Genomic DNA, 18,539 nt, shown 5'->3' with positions numbered 1-18,539 from the left:
CGTTGAGCCCCTCGACATTCGATTAAAACCGGGCCTGACGTCCTATCTGAACTTCTCTTTATACGTTCCGCACCGGCATCTCATTCAATTTAAAGTCTCCCAACCCCGCGTTCTCCAATAGATACGGTTCGCCGACGCCAGGGGTTCCATCGACTTTTTATTCTTCGTTCGGAGGTGAGTTTTCGATGGATTTGCCCTATAATAGAAACAGTCTGTATCCACTCAACGGTCTGCCGCCGATCTTTGATGGAGGTGTCAACGCGCGGGTGTCAAAGGGCGGATGGACCTCAGAAAGGAACGCCGGATGGTGTTGTCTCAGAAGGGATTACCAGCAGTCGCGACAGCTCTCTTTTGTGTCTTCATCCTGCTCTCCAGCGCCGGCCCGGCCGCTGGGACCGCCATTCACCCGACCCTGAGCCGATCCCTATCCGAGGACCGCGCCGGCCGGGAATGGACGGTCTGGGTCCTTTTCTCCGATAGAGGGCTGGAATCTTCCCAACAGGCCGCCGCCCTCCAATCCGCAAAGCATAAGTTGTCGGATGATGTTTTGGCCCGCCGGTCCCGGGTCAGGAATGTGGAACTTGTCGATGAGCGGGATCTGCCGGTCTGTTCCTCCTATATCGACGCTGTCATTGAGTTGGGCGGCATTCTCAGGCACCGGACCCGCTGGCTGAACGGCGGCAGCTTCGTCATGAGTGTCGAAACCCTGCGCCGCGTTATCGAGCTGCCTTTTGTAAAAGAGGTGATCCCTGTGGCGCGGGGCGGTGTCGATCCGGCGGAGAGTGTGTCATCGGATCCGGGGGATATGGGGCGGGAGGCCGCGCCGAAAGCGGGCCGCTCTTTGGATTATGGGCCTTCTTATTGGCAGCTGGATCAGATTAATGTACTACCTCTGCATGCGCTGGGAATCACCGGCGATCATGTCCTTATGATGATGCTGGATACCGGATTTCGTACCGATCATGAGGCCTTTGCCGCGCTCGATCTGGTCGCGCAGTATGATTATGTTTATGGCGACAGCATTGTACAAAACGAGGCTGAAGATGAAGAAAATGCGCAATTCCATGGGACGGGCACCTGGAGCGCGGCCGGGGGCTACTCCCCGGGACATGTGATCGGCCCCGCTTACGGCGCCTCATTTGTATTGGCCAAGACCGAGGACACCCGCAGCGAGCTGCCCGTGGAAGAAGACAACTATGTCGCCGCCCTTGAGTGGGCCGACACCTTGGGTGTTTGGCTGACCTCGGCTTCACTGACCTATCTGACCTTTGACGATTTAACAGGCTATACGTATGAGGACCTCGACGGCAATACCGCCGTCATTACGCGGGCGGTTGATATCGCCGCGGCCAAGGGGATCCTCTGTGTCAACTCCGTCGGGAATTATGGGCCGGATCCGGGGACCCTCCGCGTGCCGGCGGATGCCGACACGATTCTCTCCTGCGGAGCGGTCGACAGCGCCGGAGTTCTACAAAACTTCAGCAGCCGCGGACCGACCTATGACAACCGGATCAAACCCGAGCTTTGCGCGCGGGGCTGGAAGGCCGCTGTCGCCAGAGCCTGGAGCGACACAGACTACGGGGATGGGAACGGGACCTCTTTTTCAGCGCCGATCATCGCCGGCGCCTGCGCCCTGGTGCTGGAAGCGCATCCCGAGTGGGATCCCTACGCCGTGATTCAAGCGCTCAAAGCCTCGGGCGATAACTCGGCCTTTCCCGACAATGATTATGGTGCCGGCATTCCGGATGTTTATGCGGCGATCTTCTCAGAGACGCCCATTTATCCGCTGCCCTTTTCGCTCGTTTCACCCGGAGATTCCGAGGAGCCGGAGCTGCCCGTGACCCTTGTCTGGGAATCGACGGAAGATCTCGATTCGGGTGTGCCGCCGACCTACCGCGTCGTGATACAGGATGTGACCGCCTCTCCATTTGATCTTCCGATGGTACAAGAGGTTCCCGCCGATACATTTCTCGTCGTTCATCATATTCTGATACCCGGCGTAACCTACAATTGGAAGGTCTTCGCGGTGGATGCAGAATCACACTCCCGCAAGAGCCGCGAAACCTGGACTTTCACAATGCCCACCGGATCCGGCGTTGCGGATCCCGTCGCGGGATCGGCATCGCGGCTGCAGATTTGGCCGAATCCCTCATCCGGCGGATTGAAACTGCATTTGGCCGATGACGGCCTCGCTCGCGACGCCTATCATGTAGTGATTATCGCGCCGACGGGACGGCGGATTCTATCCCGCGCCCTCACCGGCTCCTCCTGGACATGGGACGGCGTCGACGACCGCGGCCGGGCCGTGGCGGCGGGAATTTATTGGATCCGTCTTTTGAGCGGGCGCGATCTTGTCGCCCAGGAGCGCTGGGTGCGCTTGCGTTAGAAGGCCGAGACTGTTCCCAGGGAGGGGAAGGTCCATGAAGAGAGAAAACCAACTTCGTACTTTATACAATCTCCACTGGGTTGCTCTCATCGTTCTTATGTTCATGATCGCCGGGTGCGCCACCGTGCCGGTCACCGGGCGCCGGAGTTTAAATCTTATTCCGGAGAGCCAGGAGCTGGCCCTCGGCCTCGAGAGCTACCAACAAGTCCTCTCGGAGTCGGAGATTGTGAAATCCGGCGCCGAATTTGAAATGGTCCGGCGTGTCGGCAGGAAGATCGCCGCCGCCTCCGACCGCCCCGGATATGAATGGGAATTCAGCCTGATTCGTGATGAAGCTACGGTCAACGCCTTTTGCCTTCCGGGCGGGAAGGTGGCGATCTATACCGGGATTCTGCCCGTTGCTGAAAACGAAGCCGGATTGGCGACCGTCATGGCCCATGAGATTGCCCACGCCATCGCCCGGCACGGCGGAGAGAGAATGACCGATGATCTCGCCTTTCAAATCGGCGGGATGGGTCTTGAAGCGCTCCTGAATGAAAAGAGCGAGACGACGCGCAGCGTGGTGCTGGCAGCTTATGGGATCGGTGGACAGGTCGGAATTCTTCTGCCCTTCAGCCGCGCGCAGGAGAGCGAAGCGGATCATATCGGCCTTGTCTATATGGCCAAGGCCGGATATGACCCGCGGGAATCGATCCGATTCTGGGAGCGGATGGGGAAAAGCGCCGGCGGTTCGGCGCCGCCTGAATGGCTCAGCACCCATCCGAGTCATGGAACGCGGGTCGAACAGCTCCAGAAATGGATGCCGGAAGCGCTTACCTATTACAAACCGGCGCCGTAATTACCTGCCGCCCTTCACCGCATAATGAGGGGCGTAAAAGATCGCCTCGTCTTTATCGAAAGGCAAATCCAGGGGGCACAGAGGGCCGCCGAGGCGGCTGCGGCCCGCTAATATTCTAAAATTTCCACGGAGCAACCCCGGACCGATCGGTTCGGAGCAGCTTGTGTGAATCTTGACATGGAACCTCTCGTTCACCCAGATATTGATTTTGGGACCCATCGTTCCCATATCGCCAATCCCCGCGAAAGTGATATCTTCATTAGGTTGAACGATTCCTTTGAAGAGCATCATCGACATATCGGGCTTATCGCCGGCGTAGATGATGACATGATCCTCTGATGAGCCCAGATAGCGGAGCGTCAATTCATTGACGCCGCCTTCACACTCGCCGCACTCTTGGATTTCGAGATCGAACTTGATCAATGTCTGCTTTTCGAGATAATTCTCATTGTACCAACCGGTGTAGAGGGCGTTATTGCCGCCGTAATTTTCATCCGGCATATATTCCCAAATATAGGTGTCGCCGAGCACCGGGATAATCATGCATTCAAGAAGATCGTCCACCAGATAACAAATTTCCATATACGGATTGTTATAGAAATAGTCGGTGCTTCTGAATTTGGCGAAGGGAAACTCCATCGTCGCTTGATCCAATAGCACGCCGTGATTCTCCGCGGTGCCGTCGAGCCAGCTCTGAACGAGGGGCGTCAAATCCACGCTATGCCAATCGGCGGCATCGGCGACAAACGAACTGACGACCTCAGGAGCGAAACCACCGCCGAAATTATTCCAAGTGACGGTCATCTCATCCCATGGAGTGGTGATCTGGTGAGCGTTGATGGTGTGATGATTCGCCTCAACGGCGTAAATGTAGAGGGTCGCCGATTCGAGGATCGCGCCATCCGGCAATGTCTCCATGGGGAGGGCGCTCCCGTTTCCCGGATCCAGTACCTGTTGGGGCTCCGCAACGTTGGTCTCTTCGCTGCAGCCGACAATCAAGACCGGTAGGAGCATCACCAACATTAATAGAGTGGTTGCTTTACTCATGGTGCAGACTCCTTCTTGGCGCAAAGCCCCTTAAAGAGGGCTCAATCCGGCCGGAACTGCCAACCGGCCGAAGATGTAAAAGGATGTTTCCAGCAAGGCCAATCTGTAACAATTATAACACGATTTTGCGCCTAAAGCCAAAATATCTACAGATGTAAGCGTCTTGTGGATTTCTTGGAGCCCTTGCCTTTCCCGTCGGCTTCTTACTTGCCAACCCAGCCAGAATGATGTAACTTTCTAGTGCGGTTGAAGTTGGCGTTGAGGCTCTATCTCGTGTACCGCATTCTTCAGACATCCGAGAACAGACAATTCGTGTGGGGTGGGGAGGTGGGATGATCACTGCACCGAATCCTTCCGAATTCCGGGGAGTCCTTCTCCAAGATTTAAAGGTTAGCCGAGCCACACATCATGAAACCGCTTGAACTACATCATCTCTATGATGAACTTCAACGGCTCCTCGTGCTGGGGCTGCCGCCGCTTCTTCAAATAAAACTTGAAATTCGATTTCTGGAATTGGCACTGTCACATGGGTTGGAAGGGTGGGTAGGGTATGGTTTCAAAATAGCATATCAACTCGCCGGCCTTATAAATAAATGTCCATTGGAAGGGCTTTCCCCCGATGAATTAGAAGTTATCCATACCTCTTTACAGAGATGCCTAGAGTTTAAAGTTCCGAATATTCCAGGGAGTGAGGATTGGAGGGAAGCTGGAAATTCGGCCCTGGAAGCGGTCGGCAAGGCGCAACGAAAGACAGATGATCTCCTTTCAGGGAGAGCGATCCAAGGGTCATCAGAACCCATCTCCCGGCAATCAGTGGAGATATTTGTGCCTGTAGTTGCCGAGGTGCCGGACATGAGGATTTCCCACCCCGATTTTGCAGGATTGTCCTGCGGGCAACTGCTTCGGTTTACTGTACAAGTAGATTCAGTCTCTAGGCGATCACCCAAACCCATTCTCCACGTCGATGGGGCAACAAGCCCCGAGGCGAAGGAGGCTTTTCTATCTGTCTTGGAAAGAATGCACCCCTTCCGACCCAAGGGAGGTCCGCACCTGACCCATACCTGGTTTGGTACGGGGTGGGATCAGCCCGGGGCGACTCTGGTCGGCCGGTCGGCTGGTTTGCCTTTTGCCATTGCGGCCATTTCGGGATGGCAATCTCTGGCGCCGGGATGGCATATCTGCGAACTCGATAGAAGAACCGCCGCAACGGGTGTCATGGATCGTTACCGCGTCACCCCGGTTGAGGCCTCGACATTGAAGCCCAAGGCCAGGGCCTGCTTTTTCTCCAATGTAGAAACCTTATGGGTCCCTGGACAACAAAAGGAAATGTTTAAAAAAGAGGTGGCATCCCTTAGTGAGAGGTACCCGAAACGGCAATTGGAAATCCGAGGTGTTGACGATCTCAGGGACATCTTGGGTCCGGCGAGAGAGGTTGAGTATGGTGAGGTTCTTGCAAGGCGAAGTCGAGGCCTGCTTGAGGGGGCGCGCACCATCACGGCTTGGTTCACCTACAGCCGTTCGCGGATGGTAACATCCGTCATATCCACAATCCTCCTCATCGCTCTTTGGATTTTTATTCTTTTAAGCACTCAAAATAAGCCGGACAGCGCAGTGTGGGAGGGAAATGATATTGTTGTTCGAAATAGCCATGGTTGGATAACGATGAAATTGAAGCTCCCTTCACCTCCTCTTCATCAAGATTACGGTCTCGAACACTGGCACAGCAAATCCAATGTTTGGGATCTGGACGGGGATGGTTTGAATGAGATTATGGTTTTACATGGGAGTGGCGTAAATCGGACGGATTTGATCACTATATTTGATAGGAAAGGAAATCGGATCTGGCAAGCATCCTCACGGGATCTTGACCTCGAGGGGGGGGTGATACGGGAGGATATGAACTGGTGGCGCATCTACGGTCCCGTTCAGATTGGAGAGATGACGAAGGGAATCCTGGCCTTGCGGAGATCCATGCGTCAATCATTTAGTCTTCTGGATATCATTGATAGCAGTAATGGAAAACTCATAGCGCAATTTGAAAATGCCGGTCATATGGATGCTATCCATCGAATCGATTTAAATAGTGATGGAGTCAATGAGTATGCCATCGTTGGAACAAACAATCCGACCGGAAGAGGACTGTACCTTGTTCTCTCAGAGGAAAATTTCGGGAATCTTGATAAAATGAAGTCTCACGTCAGCGCAGATGTGACCGAAGCGCAATCAATGATGGATCCTGAATGCCTGCAAAAGGGTATTCTGACTGCTCTGAGTTTCGCAAAAACAAGCTTTGATTCAGCCGAGAGAACACACTGTAGGGTGGCGTTCATGGAAGATCACGCCTGCGCGAATATATCCTGCTCGGGTGTGGATGGATCTGATAGAATTCTATTTAGTTTTGATTTCTCAGAATTGAAGAGCCCGAAATTGAAATGGGTTCATTTTAGCGATGCGGGCCGGGCCGCCATCCGGGAAAAATATAATCCGGATATTACACTTGAGGAAATCCAGGCGGAAGAATTGCGATTGGCGGAGGAAGTGATGATCTTGACACCGAACGGGTGGGTTGGAATCGAGGAGTATTCCGGGAAATGAAGGAGGAGTCGTGAACAGCCGGCGAGAAAATCATGTGGAGATCATAGCCAACCGATTGGTGGAGCAGAAAATCGATCTGAAACCCATCTCCTGGGGAATTGCGGAGGCTGATGTTCTGAAGCCTCCAGAGCAGATAATACCGTTCTCCCTGGCGGCCGATTCACCCGAGAAAGGGAAAAATTATTTTCCAACTGATTCGCCGGTTCTTTCACTGGCTTCCGAGGATGGGAGCTATCTCGTTAGGATTTTCCCGAAGGCTTCGGGACAAGGCGCCGTGGCCGTTCTTATCCGTGGTGAGGTCGGTTCAGATTCCTCGCAAACGGAACGTAGAGAGGTCAACGAACCGGAATTTATACTGGTGATTGAGGATCAGGAGTTTCATTTCGATGAAGAGAGAATTGTCTCTCTGCCTTTTTTCCCCGCCTCATCCATTCAAATGGTTGTGCGTCCAAAGAGAACGTCCTCGGAGTAGAGAGGGTCCGAACTCGTTTCATGCATCAAACGCCCTGTCTAATTTTGCTTCTAATCCCTACCTAACAACAGGTTATAACCCAATATCTTACACTAGCCATTACGCAAACCTTTCGATACACTGTACTCATCCGCCACGGTGAAACCGAAAGCCACCCCGGGTATCCACCCCGGCGGGACACCAGAAACACTGCTGAATCTGAACCCAGGCTCTCGAAGCCCATGAAGGAGTCCGCCATGGAAGATCCCAAAATGCGAAGCATGGACACCCAATGTGTCCACGCCGGTCATCATCACGACGCCTGCGGCGCCGTCATTCCGCCGATTTATCAAACCTCCACCTTCCTCTTTAAAAATGTGGATCACGGCGCCAGTCTCTTTGCCGGAGAAGAGAAGGGGTATATCTACACCCGGATGGGGAATCCGACCATAGAATCGATGGAGAAAACTGTGGCGGCGTTGGAAGGCGGTTTCGCGGCGCTCGGTTGCGGATCGGGGATGGCTGCGATCCACACGGCCTTCGCTTCCATGTTGAATGCCGGGGATCATATTGTGTGCAGCGATGCCGTATATGGGCCGACAAATACACTCGTTAAGACGGTCCTGTCGCGTTTTGGAATCACAGCGACCTTCGTCGATACATCCGATACCAATGCTGTCAGAGAGGCGATGAAACCTGAGACAAAAGTGATCTATGTCGAGACGCCGGGCAATCCGACCCTTGTCGTCGCCGATCTCAAGGCTGTTGTTGAAATCGCCCACGCCAAAGGCGCGCGTGTTGTTGTTGACAACACCTTCTCCAGTCCGATCCTTCAGCAGCCATTGAAGTTTGGTGTTGATGTTGTCGTCCATTCGATGACGAAATATCTAAATGGTCACGCCGATGTTGTGGCCGGCATCATCGTGGTGAAGAACAAGGAAGACTATACTCATTTCCGCAAAACCCTGAATCAGCTCGGCGGCACGATCACACCCTTCAATTCATTCCTCGTCGCGCGCGGGATCAAGACCCTGGCGCTTCGGATGGAACGCCATTGTATAAATGGTATGAAGGTCGCCAAATACCTCGAAGCCCATGCAAAGACCGAGTGGGTGCGTTATCCCTACCTGCCCTCCCATCCGCAATATGAGGTCGCGAAGCGTCAAATGAAGGGCGGGGGAGGGGTTGTTTCCTTCGGACTCCTGGGGGGGCTCGAAGCGGGCAAGACCCTCATGAATTCGGTCAAGCTCTGCACCCTGGCCGTGAGTTTGGGCGGCGTCGAAACGCTCATTGAGCATCCGGCGTCGATGACCCATGCCACGCTGGGTCCCGAAGCCCGTCGCCAAGCGAACATCACCGATGGATTGGTCCGGATCGCCGTCGGCATCGAAGATGTCGATGAGATCATCGCCGATCTTGATCAAGGGCTTGCCAAGATCTAAAGAGTGATCTACGACTTGAGGATCCGGATGATTTCAATCCGGGTCCTCATTTTTTATGGGTTCGGGAATTGGAGCGGAGCAGGGAGAGGATTTTAAGATGGCAGATAAAAAATCGATCGCGATGAACATGACGCGCTATATCACCGAGACGGTGAGCGATAGTGAATTCATCACCTATGTTACTGAGAAGATTCTCTACAACGGCCAGAGCGACTATCAGCAAATCCAGGTTTTTGAAACGAAAGCTTTCGGCAGGATCTTGATGCTGGATCAGGCGGTTCAGTTTACTGACGTCGATGAATTTATTTATCATGAAATGCTGACCCACATGCCCATGCTCGTGCACCCTAAGCCGGAAAGGATCCTCATTGTCGGAGGGGGCGACGGCGGCGCGGCCCGGGAGGCCTTGCGGCATCCCGAAGTAAAAAATCTGGAGCTTTGTGAAATCGATGAAAAGGTCTGCGAAATCAGCCGGAAATACTTCCCGCAGATCGCGACATCGTTTGATGATCCCCGCTTCAAACTCAATATTGGAGACGGGATCGCCCGTCTCAAAGGGCTTCGCGAGGGAGCGGTCGACGTCATTATCATTGACGGAACCGATCCCACGCCGATGGCGATCGGGCTTTACAGCGCCGATTTCTACCGCACTATTCACCGGGCGCTGGGGGAGAATGGGGTCTTCGGCACACTGGCGGGATCGCCCTACTTCCATCCTGAATGGACCAAGCTGGTCTATCGAGAACTCAGCAAAATATTCCCGAAGGTCGCGATGTACACGGCGACGGTGCCGACCTATCCCGGATTTCTTTGGGCGTTCTGTGTGGCGTCGAAGGGGCAGGATCCGAGGGGTTTGGATCGATCTAAAAGACTGGCCTCGATGGAAGATGATCTGAAATATCTGAATTGCGGACTCTTCAATGCGGTCTTTGCGTTGCCGAGCTTTATAAGGCGGATGATAGAGGAGGACTAATTCCAGGACTTGGCCGGATTCTCCCGGTCAGGTCCAACGGCGAGATTCCAAATCAATAGAGCCTTCTCTTCGCCCTCTTCATGAAAGGCAATGACATCGTATTTGCAGCGGTCATACCATCCGTCGTACCCAAGATTGGCCAGCATCGGTTGAACCTGGGCTGGTTCTAATACCTTCCAGTGGATCCAAGGCATCCTGGATTCCATCTCTTCGATCGTCTTCCGGATCTCCATGGCCGGGATGTCCTCTCCTTTTCAGGGTTCTGGCGGGATCGGGGCCGCCGCCCCGCGCCGCCCCTTGCCGCAATTCAGGCCGCAGCTTATGCCGCAACCCACACCGTAACGTGTCCCACAATGATAGGATCAGCACCCATTGAACACAATAGATTAGCAAGGCCTCCACATAATAAAAGGGTTTCTTACACTCCCTCGAGGATTTCATCCGCCCGGCAGCCATAGAACGCCGTAACCCATTGCAGGAAAGCCCCAAAATTCGCTAAGGTAAGGCATCGTCGGCGCTGAGCGCTTGAGGGGAGAATCCTGATCATTGGATAAGATGCGATGGATCCCGGATGGGGTCTGACGGGCAAAAAAGGAGAAGGACGATGGCCGGGTTGAAAGAGAAAGCCATGCGATTGGTTGAGAGGGCGACAGAAAACAATATCTGGCGGCAGAAGCGATGTGTGAATCTTATCCCGTCAGAGAACACGCCGAGTCTTCTGGTTAAACTTTGCGAGATCTGCGACCCCTCCGGCCGCTACGCCGAACACCGCACAATGAAGGGCAACGAGGTCTATTTCTACCAGGGGATCAATTTTATCCGCGATGTCGAGGAAGAAGCGCGGGAAGAGATCTGCCGTTTCTTTGGCGCCGAGCGGGCCGAATTGCGAACCATCAGCGGCCAGATGGCCAATGAGGTGCTCTTCAAGGGCGTCACCAAATTTGTAAACCGCAAGAGCCCCAAAGGCACCTTCCGCAGGATGCGTCTCGTCATGAATAACGACCTGACCAAGGGCGGACATCTCAGCAGCCAGCCGATGGGGGCTCTCTTTAACTATGTCGAGATCGATCCGGAAACCGGCCAGGAGTCTGTAGTCAATTTCCCCATTCAGCAGGACAACCCATACAAAATCAATGTCGGACGGATGGTGGAACTCATTCAGGAACATAAACCCGAGCTGATCGTTTTTGGCAAGAGCATGTTCCTTTATCCCGAACCGGTTCGTGAAGCGCGGGCCGCTGTTGCTGACTTTGAGGATCCGCCGATCATTCACTTCGACATGGCGCATGTCCTGGGTCTTTACGGCGCTTTCCAGGAACCACTGCAGGAAGGGGCGGATCTGGTGACGGGAAGCACTCATAAAACATTTTTCGGGCCCCAGCGCGGCGTCATTGTCGGGAATTTGCCGAAGGGCTCACCGACGGCGCGTCTCTGGAACGATATCAAGAGCCGCGCTTTCCCGGGTTCCACAAGCAATCATCATCTGGGGACCCTCTTGGCCCTCCTGATGGCGACCTATGAAATGAATGAATTCAAGGAGTTGTATCAAAAGCAGGTGATACTTAATGCCAAAGCCTTTGCAAAGGCCTTGGCGGACGCGGGACTTTCCGTCGAGGGGGATCCGGCGGATGGATATACTCGTACGCATCAGGTCATCGTGCGCGTGGCCCAGCATGGTACCGGGGAAGAGGTGGCGATGCGTCTCGAAGAAAGCAATATTGTCTGCAATTATCAGGCTCTTCCCGATGATGAGTCGTTCCTTCAATCGAGCGGGATCCGGCTGGGTGTGCAAGAGATGACCCGGTTTGGAATGAAAGAAGCCGACTTCGCCCGCTTGGCCCAGCTCATGGCCGATGTCATTGTGCAGAAAAAAGAAGTTGGGGAAGAGGTCAGCCGTTTCAGAAGCCGGTTTGCGAAAATGGGTTATTGCCTGCCGGCTCAGGATGCGGTTCCAATGGCCGCAAAGCTCTTTTCAACGATCATACCGGAAGAGGATATCTTAGCGCAGCTGACGGCCGCACTGAACTCCGCAAAATAACACGCCTATGAAGGCTGAATCAATTACGGGTGCGCATAGTCGCTATCCAAACATGAGGGGCAGAGCACGAACCGGGTGGCGTCCGCCGGTTGACGGACCCACTCGGGAACCCAATCCCACCGGTCGAGAGAGCCGATATTCTGTGTCCTGCGGCAATTGCTGCACTGGCGAAGAATACCGGCTTCATTCCGATACCACTCTTCATCGGGGCTTGTCGCAATATGCTCGGCGGGATCATGCAGCGTTTCAGTGAGGAGCCTGTTGACGACCAGAAGCCCCTCATTCATTTTGAGCGGAAAGAAAGTCTGTTCAAAACGCCGGAATAATTCTGGACTTGAACATTCATACTCATGCGACCAGGGTTTTGAATAACTGAAACATTGAGAGTAGACATTCTGATAAAATATCTTCAACTCATCCGAGACCGCATCCAAGACTCTGCTTCCAAGACGCCACCGGCTTGATATATCCGAATCCCCTCCATTTTTGGAGGCGAACTCTTTCCAGCCCCTATTGACATAGCACAAACTCAGATCGGGCCAGAGTCCGTAGGCGACGCAAGAATCCTGTTTAAGAATTTCGGGATCGAATCCGCGAAGCAAAGTTTCAAAACCAACCTGCAGAGTGCCCATAAATTGCCTCCCCGGAAGGGCTATTCCGTTCCCGCCGGCCGGAAAAGTCTTGCGGGCGGGCCCTCAAGGGACCCGCCCGCTGTGGCGGCGGAGGGACACGAGAACTGCCGGCGGAGGCCCATGATGCATAGCAGGGGTGAGGGGAGGCGGGGCCAAGACGAGATCATCTAAGATCCCGTCACCGCCGGAGATGCTTTTTAATGGAAGCCGCCGCCCAATGGGGTGTGTCTATAAGGGAGCGGGAAGGGCGAGCCTGGTGGCCCGCCGTTTCAGTCCACCGACGGCGGCTTCCATCGCCACGGCCTGTCAAGGCTCCTGGCGACTCATGACTGCTGAATCAATATGCAGGTGATGTGCCAACAAAGGGCGGTCGTCACCTTTCAAGCAGAGGACTTGTAGCGCATTGCTGGTAAGGGGGTTACGTCTCCGTATGATTTGACATCCTATCGAGACTCCCCACGGGAGATGAAATCTCCGTTGCGAAAAGCATGAATCTTCGTGGGGAATGCACGTTTGGGCGGGGTGAGGGGTTCGGCCTGCAGCTCTGATCAGAGCGACGAAATCTCGACAGGCCGGCTCTCTTCCTGAGCCCGCCAAAAGTGGACGAGTTATCACCTTGTCATTAAATAAGATGGAGTTCCACTTCCCAAGCAGGATGTGGGCAGTGTTGGCATACAATGTGCGGTGAAGATCCAGATGTCGGCTTGATGTCGTCACTAAGTCGAAATGTCGTACAAGCTGTTCGATCGGATTCTTCAAGGAAGAGTATAGGGCGGCTGACCCGCGGCGGATTCAGATCCGTCGACCTTTACCTTTGCATATTGACAATTTTCCGATCAATTGGTAATATTTGTTGCACAATTAGTAAAAGTCATTCGAGTTGATCAATTTTCATCCGGCCGACTCGGGTGCATTTCACACTGTTGGGATTATCCCAAGTCCCCTCAGTGACTCGCCTCCCAGGATCCCAGGAAAGGGATTCTCCCTGGCAAAGGATGTGCCCGTTATTCAAGACGCGGTTTCCACGTCTTGACCAGGGTATGTCTATGCCATTTCCGAAGGATCCTATAATTTACTGCTTCGTGTGCCAAGAAAGTAAGGAGTCTCAAATGTTCGCACATCAAAGAATGTTATGGGTCCTCCTGCTGGCGACCTTCCTTCTATCGACCCTAGGAGGATGGGGCATCGCCAGCCGGGTTTGGGCTCATACGCAGGCCTACGAACGGGCACCGGTGGAATCGGATGGAGACCCGGATTCTTTGCCGCATCGTTCCAATCCCGGCGGCGGGGATGATTCGATTTACCGACCAAAATCCTGCATTCAAAATCCTGGTGAATCCATTGAAGTCCGAAGAGGATCGAGGATTCAGCACCGGGAAAAGACGCCCGAGCCCCATCGGGGATGGCGTTTTTGGTTGGAGAGATTAGTGCTCCTCATGAGGGGAGGCCACTATGGAAAACTCTAGCCTGAAAATGCAGGGTGCGGCGGATGTTAATCTCGATCTCCTCCGGTTGCACATTCGTACGGAATCGTATGAGGAGGTTCTCCGTCTATCCGAAATCTTGCTGAACAACGGCCAGAATCCCAAGATCCCCAACCGGTCCGCTGGTGCGGAAGAGGTATGGTTGGCCCGGTTGACCAGTCTTTGGAATCTCGGCCGCGGACAGGAAGCGCTTGGAGACTTGGAATCTTCCATTTCACATTCTCTGCGGCAAAACAGCAAGAGACCGGTGGAATGGGACCGTCTCGAAAGGGATATCCTTTTTGAGACCGGCGAGTATAAAAAGGCGCTGGTTCTCTGTCAAAAGTATACATTAAAACCTCATCATGGATGTTCCGCCGGACAACTGGCTGGTTTTTATCATGTCATGGCCCTTTCTCTGATGCGTTTGGGCCGTGGTGATGAAGCTCTCAGGGAGCTGGAAACCGCCCGGGTGCTGTACCGCCAGGTGGGCGATCGCGGCGGCGAGGCCGATGTTCTGGTCGCACTCGGGATTCAAGCCAAAAATCGGTGTGTCTGGTCTCTGGCCCGCGATCATCTTCACAATGCGAATCATCTTTATGAGGAAACAGGGCAGTGGAATCGCACGGTCCATGTCAGCCTCAATCTCGCCATTGTCTGTATCAAGAGTGGAGCTCTCGCGGAGGCGAGGCCTGTCTTGGCCACCGCGCTTCGCCGCGCGCGGCGTTTGGGAGATCCCCGGATTGAAATGCGGCTCCACCTGACGGCGCTGCTTCTTCACCGAAGATGCGGTGCGATCCCGGCGGCTCGATCTTCCGCTCAACGGGCGAAGGCTCTTTTGTTAAACACCGGTTCGCCAAGGGAGGAAGCGCTGATTCTGGAGTTTCAGGCCGATCTGGATCTGGATGAAGAGGATCCCCTCGGGGCTTTATCAAGGCTGGATAAAGCGTATCGTCGCGGATATGAGATGGCGCCCGACGGCGATGTCGTGTGCGAGGTGCATCGCCGCAGGGCCGAATGTTATCTGGCGTTGGATCAGCCCGAGGATGCGAAACGTGAAGCCGCGGCAGCTTATCATTTGGCTCGAAAGATACCGGACCAGATGGAAGCCGCGGCGGCCCGTATTCTACTTGCCACATCCAAGATCGTTTTGGGAGAGGGGTCGGATGAAGCTTTTGCTGAAGCCAACGAGGCCCTCAAAGAGCTCAGGGCGGTCGGCGATCCCTTCGAAATGGGGCGGTTGGAGCTTCTCTTCGCGGAGCGGGCTTTCAAGACCGTGGCCTGGCAACCCGGCGGCGGTCCCACCGAGACGGGATCGATGAAAAGGCTCGGTGAGATTCGGGAGCTGCTGCTGGAATCCCGTGGTCTTCTCAACAGCATCAAGAGGGCGGATCTAGTCAGCCAAGCTCACCATATGCTGGAAGAACTTTGGCTGCGCTGTCCCTGGCGAGAGCCGGATACGGCCGCCGGCGGTGCGGGGATTTCTCAAGTGCGGCTGAAAGCCTCCGGGTATTACAGGAGGCACCGGCGTCTCGGTGTCGGAACCTTTCTGACCCGCGACATGAAACTCCTCTCGCGGCTTGAGGATCTCGAACCGATCGCGGGCAGTGATCTCCCGATCTTGATCCTCGGTCAAAGCGGCACCGGCAAGGAGTTGATTGCCCGTGCGATTCATGAGGCCAGTAACCGGCGGGGCCGCGCCTTTGTTCCAGTCAATTGCGGCGCTGTTCCGAGCGAATTGCACGAATCTGCGTGTGGTTTGTAAGACAGGTATTCGTTTTCTTCCCAGATCGGTCAATTTTTATTCCCTGTTTGCGACTCGCACGAGAGTCCGTGTAGTTTGTAAGTACGGTATTCGGTTTATCAAAACAGTAGGTCACATGTACAATAGCTTCCTTCTTGCCATTCTTCTTCTCGACCGTCTCCACAATAATTCCCTCCACAAGCGTCTCCACGATCTCCCGCTTAAGCTCCCACGTCAGAGTGCCGTCCAGTCGCCCGTTTAACTCGCTCAGGAGGGCCTCAGCCGAGTCAATTCGGGTCGCCGCGGCCTGGACGCCTCCCAGGCGCTCCCGCACGCACACGAGGGCTTGTGTGAGGTTTTGGCGCTCCGTCTCAATGTCGGTCATCTGGCCGTCCAAGAGGGCGGTGTCGATCGTGCCCCGGCGATAAAGGTTCAGGATGCGTCCTCTTTCAATATCTTTCTCTTTGAGCTGCTCCTGGATCAGTTCGAGTTCTCTCTTGGCGATGGAGTCATCATCCTCCAGGCCGTCCATATTCTCGGCCAGCGTCTTCAGCACATCGCCCGGGTTCCGCAGAAATTCTTCCAGGTCGGCCCAGATCATATCCTCAATTGCGAGTGGGACGTATTTTGATCGACAGGGCTCTCCTGTCTTGCCATAGATGCCGCGCAGTTTCCTCTTCCCTCCGCAGCGGTAGTATGGCGTGTCATTGTGGTCGTTTAGGCCACCGAAGTTGAGGCCGCATATCCCGCATTTGATCAGTGACCTGAGCAGGTAACGCCTCTTGGCACCGCGGGGGGAGTTCATGAGGTTCCTCTTGAGGGTCTTTTGAGCCTTGTCCCAAATTTCCTCGCTTACAATAGCGGGGACCTGGCGTTTGATAGGTTCCTTGATTCGTTTCGCCCGGCGGCCGAAGTAGTGGACACCTTTGTAGGTCGTGTTGCGGATGATCAATCCGACCCTTCCCGGCCACCAGACCCCGGCGGTACCTTGCTTCCGTTTCCCTCTCGTCGCGACCTTGCGGCCGTCCTTGACATAGGCTGGGGGGATACCGAGGTCCGTTAAGTGCCTGGTAATGGCCCCGCAGGTCCAGCCCTTGTTGGCTGACAAGTCGAAGATCATCCGGACGATATCAGCTTCGGATATTGGAACAGTGGGTAGATGCTCCTCGTTGACGACGAGCCGGGCGTCTTTCTTTCGACCCTCGACCCGATAGCCAAATGGCACAATCCCGCCGAGCCATGCGCCTTCTCGCGCCAGGCGTTCCCTGCCCGCATGGGATCTCTCAAGGAATGTCTCGCGTTCCAGCCCGGCCACGCTCGCGAGGATGCCGATAAGAAACCGTCCTGTCGCTTCGCCGGAATCGAACGGTTCGGTCATGGACTTGATCTTTGCACCGCACTTTTCCAGCTGGTCGATGGCTTCCAGGGTCAACCGGGGATCGCGGCCAAGGCGGTCCAGCTTGTAGAACAGAACGGTGTCGATCTTGCCGGTGCGGGCATCATCGAGCATCTTGGCTCCGGCGGGGCGCTGGCTGAGGGGCAGGGTGCCGGTGACGCCGTCATCGGAGTAGATATCGATGACGCTTATTTTGTGGAGATCGCAATATTTTTCCGCGAACTCCCGCTGGGTCTGGATGGTTTGGTTCTCCCGCTGCTCCTGCGATGAGACGCGGGCGTAGATGGCTGCTTTCACGTGAATTGTCTCCTCTGGCCTGCAAGCTTTAACTTGTTTATTTCAAGGCGATTAGAGTCTCCCCTGTCCACAATTGGCTCTGGCTGGCCGGAACATCAAGTTGAACCCGGGGCACTGCTCTCTATATGTAAAAGGGGGTTGGGAGAGGGCAATGGGGACAATTATTTTTAATTTTGTGATAGCTCTTTCGCTTGACGATTGTGTTTCTCGCGCGCTAGGTTATGGGTGCTTGCACAATGGTGGGTAGAGATCCTATTGGCAGCATGCACATCTGAGGTTCAGCTGAGGAGCAAACAGAAAAGTAAAAGGCAGATCCACTCACTTAACCAGTTTACTGGTGTCAAAAGGATATCGAGAGGTTATCGGGAGGTCCTTTTGAGGAGGTGCGATAAGTGAGTCGCAATGGGGAGTGGATTGTGAGCAGAGCTTTGTTGAGCGTTGCGATGTGTATCCTCCGATGCTTGATTAACCCCTGAAGCAACCAGTCCATTTCCATAGACACTAGAACCCTGCAGGGGTGTGAGGGTTTGAAGTCAATCGGCATAGAAATATATGTCCGAGAGAAGGGCGAGCTATGCCCAGGAAATGGATATGAAAAATTCCAAAGCAAAATCGTATGTCGGTCAAGAAGGCCGTGATTGGAGATGCATAAAATGCGAGAGGCTCCTCGCCAGGCTTAATGGCAAGAGGGTACACATTCGCTTCACGCGTGGGCACGAGTATTTTGCTAGCTTGCCCGCCTGTTGCAAGTGTCGACATTGCAAGACACTGAATGAACTCCCGATCTGGTGGTAGCCAAATCGGGGAGTACATATAGCCAGTAGCGTTCAGTTACTGCTCAAAATCCTGAGGCGCACGACGCCCTAGTTGGCCCATGTGAGGCGCACGACGCCCGGCCAGAGAGGCCGGAGTGTCGTGCGCGAGACAAAATGGGCTCAGTGGTTTGAGCAACTTAAGAAGGAGCTGCAAAGCAATGCCTACCAGTCATTACTGACGAACCTAAACCTGACGGATGCACCTCTTCCGCAGTTTGTATTCTGGGATGAGGTGCTGTTGTTCATGCATGGTGGGGATTCACACGATCCCCGCAAGGATACCGTTCTATACCCAATCCTCAAGGCTCATGGCGAAGTTCCTGATCAGCGATGGGTGACCATTCTGCTGACTGTCTTTTGGCCTGGGTTGGACTCCATATTCAAGAAGAGGCGCCGCTGGGACCCGCTCGATCCCGACAGGC

14 protein-coding genes are annotated in these 18,539 nt (G+C 54.4%); 10 read left to right on the top strand and 4 right to left on the bottom strand.

The genetic code is table 11. The features are described from left to right. Positions 1-280 precede the first annotated feature (280 nt). Positions 281-2,386, top strand: coding sequence for a S8 family serine peptidase (locus KJ970_16980; GenBank protein ID MBU2692611.1), 2,106 nt, complete (start codon positions 281-283; stop codon positions 2,384-2,386). 34 nt (positions 2,387-2,420) lie between these two features. Beyond that, the gene (locus tag KJ970_16975; protein MBU2692610.1) at positions 2,421-3,224 is read left to right on the top strand and encodes a M48 family metallopeptidase; all 804 of its coding nucleotides are present in this window, start codon (positions 2,421-2,423) and stop codon (positions 3,222-3,224) included. On the opposite strand, the gene KJ970_16970 is transcribed toward KJ970_16975, so the two are convergent. Continuing rightward, entirely contained in the window at positions 3,225-4,271 is a 1,047-nt protein-coding gene (locus KJ970_16970; GenBank protein ID MBU2692609.1) for a DNRLRE domain-containing protein, read from the bottom strand. Positions 4,272-4,679: 408 nt separating this feature from the next. Between KJ970_16970 and KJ970_16965 the strand changes: the two genes are divergently transcribed. The 4 genes from KJ970_16965 to speE all read left to right on the top strand — a co-directional run bounded on the left by KJ970_16965 (position 4,680) and on the right by speE (position 9,732). Next, positions 4,680-6,866, top strand: coding sequence for a hypothetical protein (locus KJ970_16965; protein MBU2692608.1), 2,187 nt, complete (start codon positions 4,680-4,682; stop codon positions 6,864-6,866). A 10-nt stretch (positions 6,867-6,876) separates the two neighbouring features. Beyond that, the gene (locus KJ970_16960; GenBank protein MBU2692607.1) at positions 6,877-7,338 is read left to right on the top strand and encodes a hypothetical protein; all 462 of its coding nucleotides are present in this window, start codon (positions 6,877-6,879) and stop codon (positions 7,336-7,338) included. Positions 7,339-7,574: 236 nt separating this feature from the next. After that, a complete protein-coding gene (locus tag KJ970_16955; protein ID MBU2692606.1) occupies positions 7,575-8,759 on the top strand; it encodes an aminotransferase class I/II-fold pyridoxal phosphate-dependent enzyme in 1,185 nt (394 codons plus the stop codon). 97 nt (positions 8,760-8,856) lie between these two features. Further along, positions 8,857-9,732: a polyamine aminopropyltransferase gene (gene speE / locus KJ970_16950; GenBank protein MBU2692605.1), complete on the top strand. Its 876-nt coding sequence runs from the start codon at positions 8,857-8,859 to the stop codon at positions 9,730-9,732. Here the strand turns inward: speE and KJ970_16945 are convergent. Beyond that, on the bottom strand, positions 9,729-9,965 hold the full coding sequence (locus tag KJ970_16945; GenBank protein MBU2692604.1) for a hypothetical protein: 237 nt from the start codon (positions 9,963-9,965) through the stop codon (positions 9,729-9,731). The genes speE and KJ970_16945 overlap by 4 nt on opposite strands. Positions 9,966-10,336: 371 nt before the next feature. Between KJ970_16945 and KJ970_16940 the strand changes: the two genes are divergently transcribed. Continuing rightward, positions 10,337-11,770, top strand: a complete 1,434-nt coding sequence (locus KJ970_16940) for a hypothetical protein (protein ID MBU2692603.1) — start codon at positions 10,337-10,339, stop codon at positions 11,768-11,770. Between the two features lie 23 nt (positions 11,771-11,793). On the opposite strand, the gene KJ970_16935 is transcribed toward KJ970_16940, so the two are convergent. Continuing rightward, positions 11,794-12,402: a hypothetical protein gene (locus tag KJ970_16935; protein MBU2692602.1), complete on the bottom strand. Its 609-nt coding sequence runs from the start codon at positions 12,400-12,402 to the stop codon at positions 11,794-11,796. Between the two features lie 1,109 nt (positions 12,403-13,511). Between KJ970_16935 and KJ970_16930 the strand changes: the two genes are divergently transcribed. Both KJ970_16930 and KJ970_16925 read left to right on the top strand, forming a co-directional pair. Beyond that, positions 13,512-13,868 (top strand): hypothetical protein, encoded by a 357-nt coding sequence (locus tag KJ970_16930; protein ID MBU2692601.1) that lies wholly within the window; start codon positions 13,512-13,514, stop codon positions 13,866-13,868. A 1,228-nt stretch (positions 13,869-15,096) separates the two neighbouring features. Continuing rightward, positions 15,097-15,630 carry a sigma-54 factor interaction domain-containing protein gene (locus KJ970_16925; GenBank protein MBU2692600.1) on the top strand — a complete coding sequence of 178 codons (534 nt, stop codon included), beginning with the start codon at positions 15,097-15,099 and terminating at the stop codon, positions 15,628-15,630. Here KJ970_16925 and KJ970_16920 read toward each other — a convergent pair. Further along, positions 15,578-17,302 carry a recombinase family protein gene (locus KJ970_16920; GenBank protein ID MBU2692599.1) on the bottom strand — a complete coding sequence of 575 codons (1,725 nt, stop codon included), beginning with the start codon at positions 17,300-17,302 and terminating at the stop codon, positions 15,578-15,580. The genes KJ970_16925 and KJ970_16920 overlap by 53 nt on opposite strands. Before the next feature lie 915 nt (positions 17,303-18,217). Between KJ970_16920 and KJ970_16915 the strand changes: the two genes are divergently transcribed. Beyond that, a partial coding sequence (locus KJ970_16915) for a hypothetical protein (GenBank protein ID MBU2692598.1) occupies positions 18,218-18,539 on the top strand: 322 nt, incomplete at its 3' end.

This window comes from Candidatus Eisenbacteria bacterium, assembly GCA_018831195.1.
GTDB lineage: Bacteria > Eisenbacteria > RBG-16-71-46 > CAIMUX01 > JAHJDP01 > JAHJDP01.
Note: the sequence above shows the minus strand (reverse complement) of the source record. Positions and strands in the feature narration are given on the sequence as shown.